We start from the raw sequence: 18,945 nt of genomic DNA on the forward strand, positions 1-18,945 counted from the left end.
TCCTCTTATTCGTATATAATGCGCGGAGCTTTGCGAATCGAAAGGCGCCAGCCTGTGCCTGTACCGATGTTATAAGCCTTTGCAAATGACCCTTGATTGATCGCCACGCCTAAATGATCGAGTGAATTGACATATACGAGTGGTTCGCCTACCTTTAAATCGGCAAAAGATCGTCCATAGGTCATGATATTTTTATACACATTTTTTGGCCCGTTGGCAATGGTAACTTCTATTGCATCACCGTAATTAATTGAAAGTTGTTCAAATAGCGTGTGATGAATGTTTGTCCAGAGGTTTCCGAATCTCACGTCTAAAATATCAATCGTCCCTGTGATGACTTCTTCTTTCGCATAAGCCTGTACGACTGGAAGGTGAATAATATCATCAATATCCGCCTTTGGCCCAACCTCTTCAAAAGAAATCACACCTGAAGCAATTCTCGCCCCTGTATACGCGTAAATATCTCTCCCATGGAAAGTATGTGATTTTCCCGACTTTGGCAGCCGGTTAATGGTTTCATCTAAATAACGGGCTTCCACTATGCCAATATCCTGTGCGACGTGCGTAAGTGTCCCGTTATCTGGGGTAATGATGTAGTGCGAGCTTGTGGTTTTGACGACAAGACTCTTTCTTTCTGACCCAACGCCTGGGTCAACGACGGATACGAATACCGTCTCTTCCGGCCAGTACGTGACGGTTTGGAGCAGGCGGTAAGATGCCTCCCAAATGTCATACTGCGGTATATTATGTGTTAGATCAAAAAGGCGGATGCTGCTGCTGACCGTATTTGCCACTCCGTACATGGCGCTGACTGCTCCATCATCAATACCGAAATCTGATTGTAAAACCAATGCATGTTCACTCATGTCAATCTCCCTTTCATTTGAAAAAATGGATGTGGTGTTTCACGTGGAACATTTGAACATTTGTATGAAAAAAGTGGACAATAAAAAATACCCCATCCTTATCTTTGAATCATAAGGACGAGGTATTTGTCTCGTGGTACCACCTTTATTTACTGTTTGCTCGCGCTAAACAGCCTCTACAAGTACAAAGCTCCAATCTGGCTCATATACTGTGGTTTTGATAACGAGTACCAACTCTCGTCGTGTCCTACTAATATCATAGATATGTTCAGCACGAGGCTCAGAGACCATTTTTCGAATCATTATTTTTGCTTCTTTTCAGCTGCCGAAGCTCTCTGTGGAAAAATTGATGATTGTACTTTCTCTCGTCATTGCCTGTTTAACTATCTTGAATTAAAGCTATCATACATGATGTTTTTTGATAAATCAAGATATTTTTCTGAACATTTTCAAAAGTGAGTCAACAGGTGCTGGAAGAGTCTTCTTTTTATAAAATTTAAACAAATGTTAAAGAGCGAGATATGGTGTCTTTCCTTTCTAGCGGTATAATAAAGATGAAGGGAGGTACAGCGTGTGTGGACCATCTGTATGAATGAGTTTAAGCAGCTCTTCAAAAGCACAAAATCTATTTTAACAATTGTTATTATTTTCATTCTATCTACTTTTGTTTCAACTCTACCGTTTATTGCTGCTCATCAGGACAAATGGGAGGCAAAGGATCCTTATTCCATTGGGAATGAACTGGTGATATCGTTATTTGGTTTCTTCCTTATTTTCTTATTGTCTCACGATATTTTAAGCCGAGAAATTCATTTGAAAACCATTCGTTTTCTCGTCAGTAAAACTACTCGTTTGAACATTATTATCGGGAAATATCTTGGACTGATGCTGTTTTGGCTTAGCTGTATTATGACGACATACGTACTGAATATGGCGATTTCACATCGTTTTCTGTTCTCTGATGCGTTAAAAATCTTAACCTTTATCAGTGTCGGTATCTCATGTGCTTTATTTTTGTCCATGCTCTTTCCAACCCCGCAGAAATCAATGTTTGTTGGGATGTTGTTTTCCTTTCTTTTCCCAATCGTCAGTATGATATCTGTTCTTTCTTCAGAACGATTAATTCATTGGTTCCAATATATGACGCCTTATTATTATGTGCGCTTGAGTGAGCCGCTGACCTATGTACTCATGAATACAGCATTGACCGTTATCTTACTCATTGGAACAGCACTCCTATTTCAAAGGAGGGATGTCTAAATGCTACATACAAAAGAACTCACAAAAAAATATCGGACAAAAGTCGCGATAGATCACATTACCCTTGATGTCAATCAAGGTGATATTTTCGGGCTCATTGGACCGAAGGATTCTGGTAAGACGACGTTTTTCAATATCATTACGGGAATTTCCCGGCCAACCTCTGGGACGTTTACGATGATGGATATGCCTTCATTAAAAAAGGTGAGGCAGCATATCGGTGTTCTGCCTGAATATACGGATTTATATGAAGGGCTTACGGCACTTGAACATATTGCCTACTTATCAAAAATCACCGGGACGCGCCAGAAAACGAGTGATTATGAAGAACTGCTCGAATTTGTCGGCTTAGATCGCTATCATCAGGAAAAGGTCGGTTCCTTCACACCTGGTATGAAGAAACGGCTCGGCATGGCGCAGGCTATCGCCCATCGACCCGAATTTATTTTACTAGACGAGCCTTTTGCTGATATTGACGCAGATTCGATCTTGCACATCCAGCAGGTCATTGACACGTTAAAACATGAAGGGAAAACCGTCTTTTTAACGGCTGACCGCCCAAGGTTCACAAATAGTATCTGTACAAAAACTGCTTTTATTTCTGAAGGAAAATTAGTGTCCCCCCATACACATCCTCAAGAGAAAACCATCACATCCTCAAACATACGTGCAACCTTCAAGCATGCGTGGATTGATGATGAGGTGAAGCCTGTTCTCACGCAGTACTTACAAACTGTTGGAACAGATCTTGTGATCAGTGATGACGAGACCTCATTGTTGATTCGTTCAGAAGCCCAAGTCCCATCGATCATCCGCGCTTTCGTGAAATGCAAAGTTGATTTATACAGAGTCACGGCTCAGGATGCCATGAGCACCTCATAAAAAAGTACCGTAGCGATCCGCACGGTACTTCTTCTTTTTTATAAAGGTTTACTCATATAGATTCCAGTTTCTGTAAATCCGGTCTTCTCGTACAGTGAACGGGCAATTTGATTGTGAGCAAAGACATGCAACGAGAGTTTCTGCACTCCTAATGACTTTGCTTGCTCCTCTAATGCAGCAATGGCCTGCTTTGCAAAGCCTTTGCCTCGATAGGCTTCGAATAAGAAAAAGTTATAAATGAATCCTTCCTTCTGCGGATGATTGGGGTCATAACAAAGCCAAACCCAGCCAATCGCTTCTTCCCCATTTAAGAAATTCCATAGCTCATGATGCTCTGTCTGCAGACCTTCTGGAAGGAGCCGATCAAATTGTTCTTCGGCGTTTGCAAGTGATTCTTCCTTCTCCCAAGTCCCTGCGAGTACCTTTTCTTCTGCGTACCGCTGAATGGCCTTCTCCATCAATACATCGTAATCTGTTTGTGACATTGGTTGTAGTGTAACCAATCGTACCGCCCCCTTTCCTCCATCATATGATGAGCATGCAAAAAAAACCAGTCCCATCAAGGAACTGGTTAGCCGCCGAATCGGTCGGTTTGAGAAAGTTTGATCTCTACTGATTTTTTCTTTCCACTTCGGTAAAACTGCACCTTTACCTTGTCGCCAACTTTCTTTTGATATAAATACTTACGAAGGTCTACGATATTCTGTACACTCTTGCCATCAAAGAAAGTGACGACATCCAGCTCTTTTAGTCCCGCTTTTCCTGCCGGAGACAAAGGCTCGACACTCATCACGACAACCCCTGATGTGACGTTAGACGGCAGCTTCAGCGTTTCCTGCCAGTGATAGCTCGCAATATCAGCTAATGATTTCATGCCAACGCCTAGATACGGACGCTTTACCTCTCCGTAGCGCTCTAAGTCTTCTATGACAGGGATGACAAGGTTTGCCGGGATAGACAGCCCGATGCCTTCTACCTCTGATTCAGCAATTTTCATTGAGTTGATGCCGATCACTTTTCCGTCCATATTGATCAAGGCACCGCCGCTGTTGCCTGGATTGATGGCGGCATCTGTTTGCAGTACCTCCGCATTCCAATCCGCCTGTCCGTCTCCATTCGAGTCCACAGGAATCGCACGTTCCGTTCCAGAAATGACACCTTGTGTGACAGAACCCGCAAATTCAAGCCCTAATGGATTTCCAATGGCGATAACTGGCTCACCGGGCTTCACATGATCTGAATTGCCAAAGGCGGCGGTTTGCTTGATCTTATCACTTTTGACGGTGAGAACCGCTAAATCCATAAGCTGATCGCTTCCGACAAGATTGGCGCCAATTCTTGTTCCATCCTGAAGACTCACTTCAAGCTGATTGGCACCTTTGATGACGTGGTGGTTGGTCACGATATAAAAGGTGTCACCCTTTTTCTTATAAATCACACCTGACCCGCTGCCTGCCTCTCCGCCTTCTTCCCAAAAGCTCGACTTTTGGATATTAATGACGCCGACAACCGTATCCGACATATGAGATACGACTTTTGTGACCGCATCATTGACGTTCACATTGACGGTCTTTAAAGGGCCCTGTGCTGCTTGCCCATCTCCGTTCTGCTGCCACCCAAAGGGACTGCCGCTCTGTCCTGATACATAGGGGAAAAAGAATCCCATTAAAAAAGCTCCTACCAATACACCGATCAGACCAGATAGGAAATATCCTTTTCTGCTTCGTCTCGGCTTCCACTCTACATCGCGATAATCCACTATGTTTCCTTCCTTTCAGTGAATAGATGATGTATATAGTGTTGGTAAGAAGCTCTTATCTTAATCATACGATTGTAAAAATCATACGGAGCAAAGCGGGGTTGCTTTTTTCGGGTCCGTATCATATAAATCAAAGCCATCCCCGACAACAAAGCCTTTCATCTCAAGCGTCTGCTGGACGGCCATACGGGCTAAATCCTTCATGTTGTTGTCTTGACTCAAATGAGCCAAGTAAATGCGTGAGGTGGCATCTCCAATGACATCTGTCATCGCAAGAGCCGCATCTTCATTTGATACATGTCCGACATCGCTCAGAATTCTGCGCTTAATGCTCCACGGGTATCGGCCCATTTGCAGCATACCGACATCATGATTGCTCTCAAATACAAATGTATTGGCTGACTGAATGATCCCTTTCATACGATCACTCACATAGCCTGTATCCGTCATTAGGGCAAGTTTGCGCCCGCCATAATGGAACACGTAAAACATGGGCTCAGCCGCATCATGTGAGACGCCAAAGGACTCAACATCGAGACCGCCAAAGGATTGGACGGTTTCCATATCAAAATGGAATTTTTGCTCTGTGTCAATCTTCCCGATATGAGTCTCCATCGCCTTCCATGTTTTCGCATTTGCATAGACAGGGAGCTTGTACTTTCTTGCCATGACACCGAGCCCTTTAATATGATCTGAGTGCTCGTGTGTCACAAAAATGCCGTCCAAGTCCTCAGGCTTGCGGTCGATTTGACCAAGCAGCTCGACCATCTGTTTGCCGCTTAACCCAGCATCCACTAAAAAGGCATGCTCGTCTGTTTCTAAATAAAAAGCGTTCCCCGTACTTCCGCTCGCTAGTACACTGAACTGCAAGCTCATGTTCTCTCACTCCATTGAGGATTTGTCATCTTTCTCTATATGATCAAGTGTTGAGCCATCAATGGCATTGATCAAATATTCTTCTTCTGTCTTTTTCTTTGAACTAGCTGATACGCCTTCAAGCTCGACTCGCCATACAGGCACCATGACCTGCGTGCTTGCACCTGGGTATTGCGTATAGTAGCCCAGCTCTACCTTTTTCACGGTCGTGTTTTGGCTCAGCATGTTTTGCGTATATAAATCCTTCACAGTTTCAAGCGCTGGCACTAGGGTTTCTTTCCTCACTTCATTAATCGATGTCACCATCGACTGCTGATACGATACGACCTCGTTTTTATCATTTAGATCTAGGGTGATTTTTCCGATGGTTTCGGAGTCATCAAGCCCCTCTTGGAAAATGTATTTCCCTTTATACGTTTGGAAAAAGACGATTTTCCCTGTCTCTTCATCAATACTCCACAGCTTATAATTCTTCCCATCCAGCAAACGCTGGTTCACCAGATTTGCCGCCGCTGTTTTCATATCTTTTTTCGGCAAGGCCACTGGTTTATTGAAAGTCACTTCAAGCAGCGTGACAGGATCATCTTTGTCTGTTTTCGGGAATGTGCTTTTCGCCTTTTGATCAGCTAATTGGTCGACATCCTTTTTCGTATATTGCTTCTTTTCAGCTGTAATGCGGTAGCCAATCTTCGCTTCATCTGATAGATTGCCATATTTGATCCCGTCTGCCTTCATTTCTTCCAGCGTATCCGTTTTTTCGATAATCGCAAAATGATCGGTTGATCGTTTTTCAAAGTATTGAAAACCTAGAAAGATATCGAGAACGAGAAAGGCTAGGATAAAGATCGTTTTGGTCTTATTCCACTCCATGATTCTCGCCCCCCTCTGTCAACAAATCATGCGATAGAATCACGGTTTTGCCATTGTATTTCATGCACCATACTGGGTCCAGCCAGACAAACATCGCTTGATCTTGATCTGATGCGGTGGAAGCAGCTTGATAGGCCGGGAAAATTTGTTCAATTTTCTCAAGGTCATCATATTTCGTCTGCTTGACGATTAAGTCTTTCAGCTCTGTCCCATTCATCAGCTTGACCTGTTCGCTCTGACTCGCTTTGTTGCCTAGAATATAGTTTGGACGCTTGTAATTCAAGATGTCGTCATTCGCCCACTGTACTTCAAGAGAGGTCATCCCAAATGGGTGCTTTGTACTGTTGACGATCGGTAGGCCATCCATAAACATATTAAAGGAAAGCTGCTGGTTGCTATTGATGCCAAAGTATTGATAGTCATCGGTAAAGCTCCCCGTATCATTGAAATACTTCACACTTCGCTTGATCAAATCGCCCGTTTGGAAAACGGTGCTGCTGTTGATATTGCGATGTTGATATTGGATGCGGTGGTCTTTTTGATTGGCTTCAAGGCGGCTTGTGCCATCTGTGTACACCGTTCGGTTTAAATTAGACTCCTCGCCGACTAGACTCGGATCCGTAAACAAAGCGTCCTTGAATTTGCTTGTCTTAATCGTTTCGATAAAGAACATTTTCGCTTCAAGCTGCTTTTGCTTTCTCGGAAGGAGGAAATCTCGTTTCGAATTCGCTGAGAATGTATAGAGATCATAGTGCGGCATCTCGTTTTGAGCGGCTGCGATACTGTCCATGAGATTCCGATAGTTAGCAGACTCTATTGTCAGCTCAAGCACCGTTTCCTTGCTGTATGAAACCAAATAAACTTTCTTATTGGCCTTGTCCTGCTGGGAGAACGGCACAATCATCCGGTCAAACGAATTGTATTCAATGGACTTATTCGGCCATTTAAACAACGCTTGGAAAATATCAATCGGAATCGGGTCATTGAACACAAGATCCAATGTCTTCCCCTGTCCTCCGCTTCCATAGAAGAAATTCTTAAATTTCTGCTCCGAATATTGATCTGACACATCCGAAATCTCTTTCACATCCCAAAGGCTCACATCATTCCAGAAGTTTTGAAAGAGTTCCTTTTGATCCACTTTAAAATGCTCCCCATTTGAATGGATGAACATCTCCCGCGGCTTCACGACATCAATGAGGCTTCTAGGCTCATCGCTTGATATCTTCTTCGTTTCCACGACCTTAGTGCCGGCATCTGCCTGGTCCTGCATGACGGGCTGGAACATCCAAATATTCCACGTAAACACAAGACTGATCGCAATTAGGATTGTCAATATTATGGTTTTAAAGGTCTCACGCTTCATCCCAATCATCCTCTTGTTCTTCATTGTACGGAAGGGTAAAGGTCACTGTTGTTCCTTTTCCTTCAATGCTGTCAGCCCAAATATCTCCGCCATGAGCCTGAACCATTTCTTTTGCAATCGCAAGGCCTAGGCCGGTTCCGCCAAGTTTTCTTGTTCTCGCCTTATCCACTCGATAAAAACGTTCAAAGATTTTATCCATATCCTTCTTCGGAATACCGATCCCTTCATCTTTGACGCTGAATAATACAAGGCCATTCTCCTCATCCAGATCAACGGTAAACGTGATATGTCCACCCTCTGGCGAGTATTTCATAGCATTGGAAATGATATTATCGAGCACTTGTGTGATTTTATCTTGATCAATTTCCACATATATTTCACGTTGCGGAAGATTGCGAATAAACTCGACATGCTGCTCCTTTGTCATTTCAAAACGATCAATGACCAATGAGATAAATCTGATAAAATTCGTCCACTCACGGTTGAATTGATAATCCTTGCTATCGAACTTAGACAGCTGCAGCAGGTCATTGACAAGCCGAATCATGCGCTCTGTTTCATTTTGCGTAACACTGAGGAACCTTGGCGCAAGCTCTTTATCACCAATTGCGCCTTCAGCCAGTGCCTCAAGATAGCTTCGCATCGTCGTCAGCGGTGTGCGCAGCTCATGTGATACGTTTGCGACGAATTCACGGCGTTCTGCATCAATTTTCTCCTGCTCTGTGACGTCATAAATGACCGCAATTAAACCATCAATCTTCCCGTGCTCTTTCTGAATCACAGAGAAATTGACACGCAAAACAGACAGCTGATCTTCGCGTTCGATTTCTATCAGCATGGAATCTTGATTTTCGACTAAATCTTCAAAGGTATGCGTGTCCTCGAGGCCCAGTAAGGACGTAATCGGCATCTCTAGTGCTGTTTCACGTGAAACATTTAACAGCTCTAATGCTGGGCTGTTTAATAGAATAATCGCACCGTTTTGATTCGTTGCGATGACGCCATCCGTCATATAGGCAATGACCGAAGAAAGCTTTTTCCGCTCACCCTCCGTCATCAGCTGCGCTTCCTCCAGCTCTCTCGTCAGATGGTTAAAGGTTGTCGCAAGCTGGCCAATCTCGTCATGTCCATACTTTCGAACCTTTCTGGAAAAGTTCCCTTTGGCGAGCTCGATCGCTTGCTTTCTCATATCCGAGATAGGATGAGTGATTGTTCTAAAGATGAAAATTCCAAGTAGTGCGGTCGTCCCAAGTGCGATCAGTGTGCCAGTTGCCAAAATGGTGTTAATGGTTCGCATTTGGTTAAACACGCTCTCCATCGAAGACACAACATAAATCACACCGACAGTTTCTTGGTTTTCATTTTTCACGGCTGTCGCAGAGATACGCACCCGTTTATTGGATTCTGGGTCATAGAATTTCTTTTCATAGTCTTTGCCTACTGCGAAAATACGGCTAATGATTTGATCTGTGATTTTCTTGCCGGCAATCTCCTGACTGCCGTTATTCACAGAGGCAATCACCTCTCTGCTTTCATCAATATAGCTGACTTCAGATATTTCATTAGACTCATCTTTGTTGTTAAAGTCGTTTAATATCTTTTGAGCATCCTCTTTTAATTCTGCCTTACTTTTCGATGAATCTTGTTCTAGGTAATACGATAACGAGTAGATTCGCTGATTCAAGGAATTATCATATGAATTAATTAAGGACTGCTCTAGCTGCTTCACAAAGTACACGCCAATGATCTGCATGGCGACGATGATCAGCAGCACGTAAATTAAGGTCAATTTAAAGTGAATCGAGCGAAAAAAACCTACTTTATTCATAAGAATCTTAGTCCTGCTCTGGGTTTCTTAAATAGTAGCCGACGCCTCGTCTTGTCACGATCCAGCTAGGGTGGCTAGGGTTGTCTTCAATTTTCTCACGAAGACGGCGGACGGTGACGTCTACTGTACGGACATCCCCAAAGTAATCGTAGCCCCAAACGGTTTGCAGCAAGTGCTCACGTGTCATGACCTGTCCGATATGTTTCGCTAAGTAATGAAGCAATTCGAACTCACGGTGCGTCAATTCAATCGTTTCCTCGCGCTTAGACACTACATACGCATCTGGATAAATGACAAGTGATCCAATTTCAATATCATTTGATTCAGATTCTTCCTCTGTCTGCGGCGTAGCAATTTGTCTTCTCAAATTCGCTTTCACACGGGCAAGCAGCTCGCGCGTGCTAAATGGCTTCGTCACATAATCATCTGCGCCAAGCTCAAGACCGATGACTTTATCAATTTCAGAGTCTTTTGCTGTCAGCATGATAATCGGCATGTCATATTTCTTTCTCACTTCACGGCATACCTCAACGCCATCTTTGTTCGGTAGCATAATGTCGAGCAGAATAATGTCCGGTTTGATTTCTTCTACCATTTCAAGGGCTTCATTGCCGTCATATGCACAATGAACCTCATAGCCCTCTTTTCTTAAGTTAAATTCCAATATATCAGCAATCGGTTTTTCATCATCTACGACAAGAATCTTTTTTTCCATTGTGATTTCCTCCTGCATTTTTAGCATCTATGTCATTCCATTTTTGCATGTCTCATCAGACCTTTTTCATTTGAGCAAAAAAGGCTCACTGTCTATTATAACGCTTTACGTGGCAAAGATAAAAATAATAACGGCTTTCTTTTCTAGTAAACGTTGGATAGGAAGTCACCTCTCAAAAAAATTGATGGCTTTTTTCCTTTTTTATCGAAACTTTTCCAGTCACCAATCGTCTATATAGATGTAACGTCTTCTTCTTATGGAGCCGGGCCCTACCTAGGTCCGGCTTCTCCCTTTTTATGCCTTTTTTTCATATAATAAAAACGCACCTGCGATTGCAGATGCGTTTGGAAGTGGCTCGGGACGGAATCGAACCGCCGACACACGGATTTTCAGTCCGTTGCTCTACCAACTGAGCTACCGAGCCATCATCAAAAAGATGAATAAGTATAAATGGCGGTCCGGACGGGACTCGAACCCGCGACCTCCTGCGTGACAGGCAGGCATTCTAACCAACTGAACTACCGGACCTCAGTAACTTGCCCGAAAAAGCAATCGTGGTGCTCCTTCAAGCAAGTGAGGAAAAATTAGCTTAACGCTAAAGTAAATCAATGACCCGTACGGGATTCGAACCCGTGTTACCGCCGTGAAAGGGCGGTGTCTTAACCGCTTGACCAACGGGCCAATACATGGTGAGCCATGAAGGACTCGAACCTTCGACCCTCTGATTAAAAGTCAGATGCTCTACCAACTGAGCTAATGGCTCTCGGTTTGTGAAAAGTAATTCTGAAGAAGTTGTATTGCGTCAAACCAATCGCTTTAAAAAAGCTGGAACATCGCATCCTAACAAGTTTCAGAGACCTTTGCAACAACGAGATTTATAATATCATAGAGTAATTACATATGGCAATACGTTTTTCGACATTTTTTTAAAAAAAGTGTCGGATTTGAAATCTCCCGCCAAAGCCCTTCTATTTGCAACCGCCTTCATTTTTACTGCCTCTTTTCATGACCTCTGCCTATTCAAGCACATAGAAACGTTTTAGACCGCCCGAAATTGGTTATACATGATACAAGTGACATTGTGATTGAAAAAGGAGGAAGCAGTATGAGTTCATTTAAATTAGGAGATAAAATGCCCAATTTTTCACTTCCAACCATTCAGGGCGAACATATTGATTTTCACAAACATTTAGAGGAGCATCAAAGCTGGCACCTCATCGTCTTCTTTAGAGGCTCATGGTGCCCAGTATGTGTAGAAGAATTGAAAGAGCTTGAACAGCAGCAATCATACTTTCAAGACAAGGATATCCACTTAATGGCGATTTCAACGGATCATTCTGATGACTTGAAGGAATTTGCCGATAAAGAAGGACTGTCCTTCCCAATCATGTCTGACAAGGACCTCACTTCATTAAAAGCATATGAAGTCCACTATCACGGAGAAGATGCTCCTTATGAAGATCACGGAGTGCACGGGGAACCTGCCTATTTCTTACTAAACGAAAAGGGCCAAGTCCTCTATCAGCAAAGACAAACAAGTCCGTTTGGCAGACCGCATGCCAACGAACTGCGCAAAATCATTCAGTACATTCGTAAAAATTTAAAAGGCCAATATAAAAGCTGAAATAAGAAAGAAGCCCTCATGACGAGGGCTTCTTTTATGAATTCCTTTTATTATATATCCAGTCTGCGGCGAAAAATACAAGGAGACCCGACATGAGAATCACAAAAGTGACGGGTGGTTTATCATCCTGGAAATAAGAGTACAGCGAATGTCCTCCTAATGCGAGAAGATAAAAGATAAATGCCGGTCCTGCTGCTTTATGTGCATTCGCTTGTTCTTTTTTCGTACTTTTTTTGAAAAACATTGTAACGATTCCCCTTTATGCTGCTTTCTTCATCGTCACCCGGCGAAGTGCCTGCGAACGAATATATTCCATTGGACCAATTCCCCAAACCTTTAGACAACATGCTGATATGGCGATTTGCAGAAGTGAAATGAGCAGCCATGCCAATATGATAAGAGGGGCGTTGATTTGCCCGCCAAGACCCAATCCCCAGCTATAAAAAAGAACCGAGCAGATGACATTTTGCAGGATGTAACAGCTGAGCGCCATTTTCCCTACATATTCAAACCAATTCCACATGAACCATGACTCCGTATGCGCCAAGAGCTTCGCAATGACAGCGATATAGAAAAGAGAGAGGAATGGCGAAAACGCATAGCGCACAACGAATTCCACTAGTTCGTTCGGAACGAAGACAAGTGCATTCAGCGGCAAACCCACCCACAGACCGATTCGGAATAATCTTTTCCGCAGAGATTGCCCGCGTTCATTTGCATAAAATACACCGGCTCTCATCATCCGCACCCCTAATAAAAACAAAAATGTGTTCATTGGAACGATAAAGATCGCTTCCTCACGGTACATGAAAAAGTGTTGTAATCGTTCTTGAACCTGCGAGATCCATGTCTCTGGCAGCTGCTCTTCCAGCGCCGGTTCACTACTTTGATCATACGATGCGGTGTCCATTTCAGAGAGGGCAAACACCATCAGACAGGACAGAACAAGCAGATGAATGACTCCAGAGAAGATCATGCCTCTTTTGATACGCTTGCTCCCTCCTCGTACAATAAATGCCACAAGCAAACCGGTGACAGCGTAACTCATGAGCACATCATATTCCATCACAAGTGCAAAATGGACAAAGCCTTCGATAAATAAAAATAAAAGAATCCATAAATATGTACCCGGCCAAGGCGTGTTTTTTCTTTTGGCCTGCTGGTATTTCAGCTCTAGCCCTACACCGAACATGATGGAAAGCAGTGAGAGCATTTTCCCATAGACGAACATGGAAACAAGGCTTTCTAGAAAACTGCCATGTTCATATTCATCTGCAATCTGATCTGTCGCAAAGGTATCCCCTGCATACGCAAAAAACCAGACGTTCGTTCCCAATGTACCTAATATGGCAAAACCTCTTAAAATATCTAATAATCTTATTCTTTCTTTCACTAGAACGCTCCTTCCCCCTATACAGTTATCATATTTTGGTAATGGTCGGAAGCCTGTTCTACTGAAATTAAGAAATATTTAAACAAAAAGACACCAGTAAAATGTGCAATTTTACTGGTGTCTGATCAGTCTATGATTATGGACGGTATACGCTGCGGACAACGTTCGTTTGTGAACGATCTGGACCGACTGAGAAAATGGAAAGTGGAATACCTGTTAATTGTGAAATGCGCTCTAAATAATGACGGGCATTTTCAGGCAGTTCGCTTAAATTCTTCACGCCCGTAATATCCTCTGTCCATCCTGGCATTTCTTCGTAGACAGGTTCACATTTCGCTAGTTCCTTTAGACTTGCTGGGAATTCTTCTGTGATTTCTCCGTTCAATTTATAAGCGACACAGATTTTCAATTTCTCAATCCCTGTCAATACATCGATTGAGTTCAGAGATAAATCTGTAATACCGCTCACACGGCGCGCATGACGGACAACAACACTGTCAAACCAGCCAACACGGCGCGGGCGTCCAGTTGTTGTACCGTATTCACGGCCAACCTCACGGATTTGATCACCAATTTCATCATGGAGTTCTGTCGGGAATGGGCCATCTCCAACACGTGTTGTGTACGCTTTTGACACGCCGACCACATGTTGAATTTTCGTCGGTCCTACACCAGAACCAATCGTCACTCCTCCAGCCACTGGGTTAGATGACGTAACAAATGGATATGTCCCTTGATCGATATCAAGCATCACACCTTGTGCTCCTTCAAATAGCACGCGGCGGCCTTCATCTAGTGCGTCATTCAAGACAACAGATGTGTCCACGACATATTTTTTCACTTGCTGGCCATATTCATAATACTCGTCTAAAATATCTTCAATCTTGAAGCCTTCTGCGTCGTACATTTTCTCTAAAAGACGATTTTTCTCTTCTAGATTACGTGCAAGCTTCTCTTCAAATACTTCACGATCTAATAGATCTGCGACACGGATACCGATACGAGCTGCTTTGTCCATATAAGCTGGTCCGATTCCTTTTTTCGTCGTACCGATCTTGTTAGCCCCTTTCCGCTCTTCTTCTACCTCATCCAATTTTAAATGGTAAGGCAAAATCACATGGGCTCTATTGCTGATTCTGAGGTTATCTGTACTCACATTCCGTTCGTGAAGATACGCAAGCTCAGTGACCAACGCTTTAGGATCAACCACCATTCCATTACCGATGACACAAGTTTTTTCTTTATAAAAAATACCGGACGGAATGAGGTGTAGCTTGTAAGTCACTCCATCAAATTTGATCGTGTGACCTGCATTGTTTCCCCCTTGATAACGGGCAATCACCTCTGCATTTTCTGAAAGGAAATCGGTAATTTTCCCTTTCCCTTCGTCACCCCACTGCGTACCTACTACGACTACTGAAGACATATCGTGCACCTCCGTTAACCTTTCAAAACGTTATCTCTTTCAAACACATTTATTTTATCAATGCAAAACGAAAAAGTCAACGCTAAATCCGAACATTAATATCTCGAAATCAAATTTTGTTCGTTTTAAATATGAGAAAAAGCGCTTTAATCACTTCTTCTGCGCTTAAAAAGGGAGATTTTGAGTAAAAACAACGATTTTGATTATTCTTACTTTCTATTGATTTTCAATTAAATGAATCATCGAGCTTGCCATAAAATCAGGTGAGTACGGTCTCCCTGTCCTCAGCCACCATTCAGCTGTTCCAACGTAAGCCGAAATGACGAATTGCTTCTGCATGTCGATAGGAACGAGATGCGGATCAGGTTTTGAGCCTGCAACCCCCTTTACCCCCAAAGAAAAGCTTTCTTCAAAAAAAGCACGAACCGTTTCATGAATATTGAGCTCTCGTCCTCGTTTCAAGAGAATTTGATACTCCTCTTCGTGTTCTTGCAAATGCTGATAAAATCGAAAAATATATACATATGCTGCATGTTTTTTTTCCAAATCACCTTCTTGTACAGGCGCAAAAATGGCACATTTCATCACATCAAACATCTCATCCATCAGCTGCTGGGCAAGATCAAATTTATCCTCATAATGCTGATAAAAGGTCGTGCGGTGAATGCCCGCCACTTTCGTCAAATCCTGTACAGAAATCTTCCCCCATTCTTTCTCGCTTAATAACTGAAATAATGCTTTTCTTAATTGCTGCTTTGATTCCGTTGCGCGCTTATCCCCTCTGTAGCAGTCCGCCACAAGCCGCTCTCCCCTTCCTATTTTCTTCAACAGATTTCGCTTTTCTGTTGGTTGAATCCTCCAGGCTGATGAATTAACTTTAATCTAACACAATGAAAAAAAGGAAGCATCTGACAACCTATAAGGAGTGATGATCATGGAAACAACGACCCCAAGTGCCGTGCAAAAAACGTTATTAAGAGGAAAAAACAAGCAGGACCCGTATCACCCATTTGATTGGTATGCCAACATGCGCCAGACATCACCTGTTCATTTTGACGAAGCCAGCCGAACGTGGAGTGTATTCACCTACGAGGAAGCAAAACGTGTGACAATCGATAAAGATACCTTTTCGAGTCAGCCTCCTAAAAACCAGCGGAAGCATTCACTGATGAAAACAATGGTGATGATGGATCCTCCCAATCACACTCGTATCCGCTCCATTGTCAGCAAAGCCTTTACTCCTCGAGTCATGAAATTGTGGGAGCCTCGTATTCAAGAATTGATGGATGAACTCATGGCACAACTTGAAGGAAAAAAAGAGATTGACCTAGTGCAAGACATCTCTTATCCGCTTCCTGTCATTGTCATTGCAGAGCTTTTAGGTGTGCCGTCAGAGCATAAACAATCCTTTAAAGAATGGTCAGATATTCTCGTCAGCATGCCTAAAAGTGAAAATGAGGAGGATGTAGCTGAATGGCAGAAAACACGTGACAAAGGAGAAGCTGACATGATGGCGTTTTTTGCAGACACCATTGAAAAGAAACGTCACAACCTCGGTGATGATTTGATTTCCCTCATTATTCAAGCGGAGGAGAATGGAGACAAACTGTCAGCGGATGAACTAATTCCATTTTGTAATCTTCTTCTTTTAGCCGGCAACGAAACAACTACCAACTTGATCTCCAATATGATCTTCAGCTTGTTAGAACAGCCGGGTGCGTATGAAGCGCTCTCCCAATCACCTGAACTCATCCCACGTGCAGTGGAAGAGGCCGTCCGTTTTCGTGCACCAGCTCCTACGATCGTCCGTTATGTCACAAAAGATACAGAGCTTGGAGGGGAAGTGTTGAAAAAGGGGGACAATGTGATTGTGTTTCTTGCTTCTGCCAACCGAGATGAGCGTCAATTTTCAAGCGCACATGAATTCGATATACACCGCCACCCTAACCCTCATATTGGTTTCGGGCACGGCATCCATTTCTGTCTTGGCGCACCACTGGCACGTCTTGAAGCATGTACAGCTATAAAGATTTTAATCGAACGATATGAGGCGTTAGAGCTCCTTTCTTACGTTCCGATGACAAGCAGCAGCATGTATGGACTGAAAGAGCTGAAACTGCGTGTCACGCCTCGTTCATAACAGAAAAGACTCCCGGGCAAGGGAGTCTTTTTTTAAACGGGGGTGATTCCATCTGTGTTCATGAGCACAATGCGATACCCATCTGGATCTTCAATGGTTGCTCCTCCCCGTTCCCAATATGGATTTGTAGAGGTGACTTGCCGTCCGCCAAATGAGATCAACCTCTCTTTCATTTGCTGAAATTCCTCAGCATCTGGAATATAGAACACAAGAAGTTGTTCTGGATGCGGAGCGGGCAGGCTTTCTTCTTCTTCATGCTTCGTGATTTCTAAATGAACATGCTGATGAGGAAGTCCTAGCATGACACCATCATATCCTTCATGCTGATCAAAAGAACCTATTCGTTTGAGCCCTAAGCCTTCTTCATAAAAGGACACAACCTCTTCCATGTTGACGGTTGGGCGTGCGATGCGTAATTGAGCGGCTTCGAACTGTTGGAATTTCATCAGTCATCACTCCTTTTCTCCTTTTAGTATACGATTTCTCTGTCTTTCTCTCCTCCTCATTTCGATCGTTTTTCAATCATTCTTTCGATGTAGATCCATGAAAAAAAGCCCAGCTTCTTGAGCTGGGCTTTAAGCACCGGGCGGAACACCCGCATCGTCAAATCTTCTTTCCAGGTTGACGAATTTGTTATATTCTTTGACGAACGCCAGTGATACTGTACCAACTGGGCCGTTACGCTGTTTGGCAATGATGATTTCAATAATGTTCTTATTCTCTGATTCTTTGTCGTAGTAATCATCACGATAAAGGAATGCCACGATATCGGCATCCTGCTCGATACTTCCTGATTCACGGATATCAGACATCATCGGACGTTTGTCCTGACGCTGCTCTACTCCACGTGAAAGCTGAGACAAAGCAATAACTGGAACTTCAAGCTCCCTTGCCAGTGATTTTAATGCCCTAGAGATTTCAGAAACCTCTTGCTGACGGTTATCGCTTGATCGTCCGCTCCCTTGAATGAGCTGTAAATAGTCAATCAGGATCATGCCAAGACCGTTTTCTTGCTTCAAACGGCGGCATTTCGAGCGAATTTCACTTACTCTGATTCCAGGTGTATCGTCAATGAAAATCCCACTATTTGATAGCGAGCCCATCGCCATTGTCAGCTTGCCCCAGTCCTCTTCTGTCAGGTTACCGGTTCTTAGGTTCTGTGCATTGATATTCCCCTCTGCACAAAGCATACGCATGACGAGCTGCTCAGCCCCCATCTCTAAACTAAAGATGGCGACACTTTCGTCCGTTTTGGTCGCAACATTTTGTGCGATGTTCAATGCGAAAGCCGTTTTCCCTACTGATGGACGAGCCGCGACAATGATTAAGTCATTTCGCTGAAATCCAGCTGTCATTCGGTCAAGCTCGGAGAAACCTGTTGGAATCCCTGTGATATCGCCTTTCCGGTTATGAAGCTGTTCAATATTATCATATGTTTGAACAAGAACGTCCTTAATGTTTTGGAAGGCTCCTGAGTTTTTACGCTGCGCCACTTCCATAATGGTCTTTTCAGCATCACTCAACAGATCCTCTACTTCATCCTCACGCGTGTACCCATCCTGTGCAATGGTTGTCGCCGTGCGGATCAGACGTCTTAAAATTGATTTCTCTTCTACAATTTTTGCATAGTATTCAATGTTTGCGGCAGTTGGGACGGAGTTCGCAATATCGGTTAAATACGAAATCCCGCCTACCTCTTCTAGTAAATCTGTATTGGCCAGTTCAGAAGTCACCGTAACAAGATCGACCGGTTCCCCTCTATCACCAAGTACAAGCATCGCATTGTAAATCTTTTGATGCGACATTCTATAGAAATCCTCTGGAATTAATACTTCAGAAGCGAGCGTGAGCGCAGATGGTTCTAAAAAAACAGCACCTAATACGGCCTGCTCGGCTTCTATATTTTGCGGCGGCAGCCGGTCATCGAGAAGTTCCGTCAT

General features: G+C 43.5%; 18 protein-coding genes, 4 tRNA genes and 1 other annotated feature. Of the genes, 4 read left to right on the forward strand and 18 right to left on the reverse strand.

The annotated features are described in order from the left end of the window. Window positions 1-5 precede the first annotated feature (5 nt). Window positions 6-866, reverse strand: a complete 861-nt coding sequence (locus MKY83_RS19295; protein WP_044139077.1) for an S-adenosyl-l-methionine hydroxide adenosyltransferase family protein — start codon at window positions 864-866, stop codon at window positions 6-8. Window positions 867-976: 110 nt separating this feature from the next. After that, window positions 977-1,247: a binding site (T-box leader), on the reverse strand. Window positions 1,248-1,439: 192 nt separating this feature from the next. On the opposite strand from MKY83_RS19295, the gene MKY83_RS19300 reads away from it, so the two are divergent. Both MKY83_RS19300 and MKY83_RS19305 read left to right on the forward strand, forming a co-directional pair. After that, a complete protein-coding gene (locus MKY83_RS19300; protein WP_342487610.1) occupies window positions 1,440-2,126 on the forward strand; it encodes an ABC transporter permease subunit in 687 nt (228 codons plus the stop codon). Beyond that, window positions 2,127-3,008 (forward strand): ABC transporter ATP-binding protein, encoded by an 882-nt coding sequence (locus MKY83_RS19305; protein WP_342487611.1) that lies wholly within the window; start codon window positions 2,127-2,129, stop codon window positions 3,006-3,008. Between the two features lie 38 nt (window positions 3,009-3,046). On the opposite strand, the gene MKY83_RS19310 is transcribed toward MKY83_RS19305, so the two are convergent. From MKY83_RS19310 to MKY83_RS19360, 11 genes are all read right to left on the reverse strand, one after another. After that, window positions 3,047-3,511, reverse strand: coding sequence for a GNAT family N-acetyltransferase (locus MKY83_RS19310; protein WP_265208653.1), 465 nt, complete (start codon window positions 3,509-3,511; stop codon window positions 3,047-3,049). Between the two features lie 68 nt (window positions 3,512-3,579). Beyond that, the gene (locus MKY83_RS19315; RefSeq protein WP_185108209.1) at window positions 3,580-4,767 is read right to left on the reverse strand and encodes a S1C family serine protease; all 1,188 of its coding nucleotides are present in this window, start codon (window positions 4,765-4,767) and stop codon (window positions 3,580-3,582) included. Between the two features lie 81 nt (window positions 4,768-4,848). Continuing rightward, window positions 4,849-5,643 carry an MBL fold metallo-hydrolase gene (locus MKY83_RS19320; RefSeq protein WP_342487612.1) on the reverse strand — a complete coding sequence of 265 codons (795 nt, stop codon included), beginning with the start codon at window positions 5,641-5,643 and terminating at the stop codon, window positions 4,849-4,851. 6 nt (window positions 5,644-5,649) lie between these two features. Further along, on the reverse strand, window positions 5,650-6,513 hold the full coding sequence (yycI, locus tag MKY83_RS19325; RefSeq protein ID WP_065097602.1) for a two-component system regulatory protein YycI: 864 nt from the start codon (window positions 6,511-6,513) through the stop codon (window positions 5,650-5,652). Then, on the reverse strand, window positions 6,500-7,879 hold the full coding sequence (yycH, locus tag MKY83_RS19330) for a two-component system activity regulator YycH (protein WP_342487613.1): 1,380 nt from the start codon (window positions 7,877-7,879) through the stop codon (window positions 6,500-6,502). The genes yycI and yycH overlap by 14 nt, the downstream gene beginning before the upstream one ends. Next, window positions 7,869-9,707 carry a cell wall metabolism sensor histidine kinase WalK gene (walK, locus tag MKY83_RS19335; protein ID WP_050944648.1) on the reverse strand — a complete coding sequence of 613 codons (1,839 nt, stop codon included), beginning with the start codon at window positions 9,705-9,707 and terminating at the stop codon, window positions 7,869-7,871. Before walK ends, yycH begins: the two co-directional genes overlap by 11 nt. A 7-nt stretch (window positions 9,708-9,714) precedes the next feature. After that, window positions 9,715-10,422, reverse strand: a complete 708-nt coding sequence (gene yycF / locus MKY83_RS19340; RefSeq protein WP_003215017.1) for a response regulator YycF — start codon at window positions 10,420-10,422, stop codon at window positions 9,715-9,717. Window positions 10,423-10,773: 351 nt separating this feature from the next. Then, a tRNA-Phe gene (locus MKY83_RS19345) sits at window positions 10,774-10,846 on the reverse strand. A gap of 27 nt (window positions 10,847-10,873) precedes the next feature. After that, window positions 10,874-10,950 (reverse strand) — tRNA-Asp (locus tag MKY83_RS19350). An 81-nt stretch (window positions 10,951-11,031) separates the two neighbouring features. Continuing rightward, a tRNA-Glu gene (locus MKY83_RS19355) sits at window positions 11,032-11,103 on the reverse strand. Between the two features lie 6 nt (window positions 11,104-11,109). After that, window positions 11,110-11,185 (reverse strand) — tRNA-Lys (locus MKY83_RS19360). 342 nt (window positions 11,186-11,527) lie between these two features. Here MKY83_RS19360 and MKY83_RS19365 point away from each other — a divergent pair. Beyond that, a complete protein-coding gene (locus MKY83_RS19365) occupies window positions 11,528-12,046 on the forward strand; it encodes a peroxiredoxin family protein (RefSeq protein ID WP_065097598.1) in 519 nt (172 codons plus the stop codon). Between the two features lie 34 nt (window positions 12,047-12,080). Here MKY83_RS19365 and MKY83_RS19370 read toward each other — a convergent pair whose 3' ends face one another. The 4 genes from MKY83_RS19370 to MKY83_RS19385 form a co-directional block, all read right to left on the reverse strand. Beyond that, window positions 12,081-12,290 (reverse strand): hypothetical protein, encoded by a 210-nt coding sequence (locus MKY83_RS19370; protein ID WP_065097597.1) that lies wholly within the window; start codon window positions 12,288-12,290, stop codon window positions 12,081-12,083. A gap of 15 nt (window positions 12,291-12,305) precedes the next feature. Continuing rightward, window positions 12,306-13,439 (reverse strand): DUF418 domain-containing protein, encoded by a 1,134-nt coding sequence (locus MKY83_RS19375; RefSeq protein WP_342490539.1) that lies wholly within the window; start codon window positions 13,437-13,439, stop codon window positions 12,306-12,308. Between the two features lie 136 nt (window positions 13,440-13,575). Continuing rightward, the gene (locus MKY83_RS19380; protein WP_113767962.1) at window positions 13,576-14,865 is read right to left on the reverse strand and encodes an adenylosuccinate synthase; all 1,290 of its coding nucleotides are present in this window, start codon (window positions 14,863-14,865) and stop codon (window positions 13,576-13,578) included. Between the two features lie 216 nt (window positions 14,866-15,081). After that, on the reverse strand, window positions 15,082-15,693 hold the full coding sequence (locus MKY83_RS19385) for a TetR/AcrR family transcriptional regulator (protein ID WP_319610058.1): 612 nt from the start codon (window positions 15,691-15,693) through the stop codon (window positions 15,082-15,084). Window positions 15,694-15,799: 106 nt separating this feature from the next. On the opposite strand from MKY83_RS19385, the gene MKY83_RS19390 reads away from it, so the two are divergent. Beyond that, a complete protein-coding gene (locus MKY83_RS19390; RefSeq protein ID WP_319610057.1) occupies window positions 15,800-17,005 on the forward strand; it encodes a cytochrome P450 in 1,206 nt (401 codons plus the stop codon). A 32-nt stretch (window positions 17,006-17,037) separates the two neighbouring features. Here the strand turns inward: MKY83_RS19390 and MKY83_RS19395 are convergent, their stop codons facing one another. Then, the gene (locus MKY83_RS19395) at window positions 17,038-17,451 is read right to left on the reverse strand and encodes a VOC family protein (protein WP_044139061.1); all 414 of its coding nucleotides are present in this window, start codon (window positions 17,449-17,451) and stop codon (window positions 17,038-17,040) included. A gap of 129 nt (window positions 17,452-17,580) precedes the next feature. Then, window positions 17,581-18,945, reverse strand: coding sequence for a replicative DNA helicase (gene dnaB / locus MKY83_RS19400; protein ID WP_003214779.1), 1,365 nt, complete (start codon window positions 18,943-18,945; stop codon window positions 17,581-17,583).

Source organism: Bacillus sp. FSL M8-0266 (genome assembly GCF_038613425.1).
In the GTDB taxonomy this organism is placed as follows: Bacteria; Bacillota; Bacilli; order Bacillales; family Bacillaceae; genus Bacillus; species Bacillus pumilus.